The following is a 320-nucleotide window of genomic DNA, read 5'->3' as shown; positions in this document are numbered from 1 at the left end:
ATCGTTTGCGGCAAGACGGATCTGCGTAAAGGCATTGATGGACTAGCAACTTTAGTCAAAGAACAGTTTGAACTTGATCCTTTTAGCGGCAAAGTCTTCCTCTTTTGCGGCGGAAGCAAGGACCGCTTCAAAGCCCTTTATTGGGACGGACAAGGTTTTTGGCTGTTATACAAAAGATTTGAAAATGGAAAATTGAACTGGCCCAGGAATCAAAATGAAGTTCAAGCTTTATCTTTTGAGCAGGTCGACTGGCTAATGAAGGGCTTCGCAATCAATCCAAAAATAAAGAACACGAAAGCGTGCGAATTCTACTAACACTT

1 protein-coding gene is annotated in these 320 nt (G+C 42.2%); it reads left to right on the top strand.

The genetic code is table 11. The features are described from left to right. Window positions 1-315: IS66 family insertion sequence element accessory protein TnpB (gene tnpB / locus JEM49_RS08150; protein WP_201874608.1), on the top strand; the 315-nt coding region annotated here is incomplete at its 5' end. Window positions 316-320: the final 5 nt, after the last annotated feature.

The sequence above is a fragment of the Lactobacillus sp. A27 genome (assembly GCF_016742815.1).
In the GTDB taxonomy this organism is placed as follows: domain Bacteria; phylum Bacillota; class Bacilli; order Lactobacillales; family Lactobacillaceae; genus Lactobacillus; species Lactobacillus gallinarum.
The sequence above is the reverse complement of the archived record's forward strand: the minus strand, read 5'-3'. Positions and strand labels throughout refer to the sequence as shown.